Consider the following 1,319-nt stretch of genomic DNA (forward strand, 5'->3'; position numbering starts at 1 on the left):
GGACCATTCTTCATGTGGAATAGCGCCTTAGCTACCAAAAGTTTTTTAGAAGAGCATCGGCTAATATCATTAATCGATGCTCGCTTTGAGCTTCGCAAACTACAACTATCAAGCAATTCAGCCAAGCTCTTTACGAATCTACCCTCCAAACAGGACAAGAACTTCATCGCTTACGTTTTCAAGACACCCAGAAGACGCATAGAAGTAGTCCATGACGTATCAAGAATAGACGGAGTATTTATCTTTACTGGGCAAGTACCCGATAGTTGTTCTAGCCTTCATTCTTACGGTGAAATTTCGGTCTGTCGCATAGTACATACTGCCGAAAGTTAAGAGAGCAAAACCGCACTAGGAAAGCCTGAAACGCTAGCGCGGCTCATCAACTCTTTAAACCGAGCCCCTTTCAATTGACCAGCTTCGCTTTATGTCGCCCGTATTTCCGGAAGAATTAATAGGTCCGCAAATTCTTCATAAAAGGAATGGAATAGCACTGGGAAGCATTCTTTGAGATGGAGATTACCCACTGGAAACTGAGAGTACTGAGTCGTTTCTAAAAACAGTTCATTCGGGAAAGAAACACGTGAGAATCAAGGGAGGACCAGCAGAGACATCACTAGCACTGCGGGTGCAGAAAAGCTGGTTTTTCTGCGGAGAGACAGCCTTATGAGACGACAATACATATTTACTCAAGAGAGTCTTAAGTTGACCAAATTCAGGGATGGCTACTTAAGCCGAGCGGGTTCAATCGCACACTATACTTACTACCGGCATTATCCTAACTGAAGGAAAAGTGCTCCTCCATACGGCCACCATCGCTAAAACTTTTCTTCTCTACTGCCGCATATAAATCAAGGAATTTCTTTGAGAGCACTCTCCAATCACGCTCTCTCTTAACCCATGCCCGAGCTTGTGTACCCAACTGACGACGCAATTCAGGGCTATCGAGAAGAATCTCAAGCTTAGCAGCGAGCTCTTGCACGTTATCTTTTTCGTGCAGCAAGCCTGTCACGCCATCGTTTACAATCTCCGTTAATGCGTGAACATCAGAAGAAATAATAGCTTTCTCCATGCACATCGCCTCAAACGGCTTCATGGGAGACACCATCTCACATACCGGAAGTCCTTTTCTGGGGTATGGCGCAATATCAATGAGACTGTAATACCGCTCGACTTCATGGTGAGGAACACGCCCCGTGAACAAGACAACATCCTCGACGCTCAAGTCTTTGGCTAAAACCTGCAAGTCTTGCCATACTGCCCCATCACCAACAATCAAGACCTTAAAATCACTACGTTTTTGCTTGAGCAGGCTCGCGGCT

General features: G+C 45.4%; 2 protein-coding genes. One reads left to right on the forward strand and one right to left on the reverse strand.

Features of this window, described 5'->3' with window-relative positions; translation table 11 throughout:
* A partial coding sequence (locus tag EBR25_14100; protein ID NBW42102.1) for a hypothetical protein occupies window positions 1-333 on the forward strand: 333 nt, incomplete at its 5' end.
* Window positions 334-775: 442 nt separating this feature from the next.
* On the opposite strand, the gene EBR25_14105 is transcribed toward EBR25_14100, so the two are convergent.
* Window positions 776-1,319, reverse strand: a 544-nt coding sequence (locus tag EBR25_14105; protein ID NBW42103.1) for a glycosyltransferase, incomplete at its 5' end; no start/stop codon positions are given.

Source organism: bacterium, assembly GCA_009926305.1.
Lineage (GTDB): Bacteria > Bdellovibrionota_C > UBA2361 > UBA2361 > RFPC01 > RFPC01.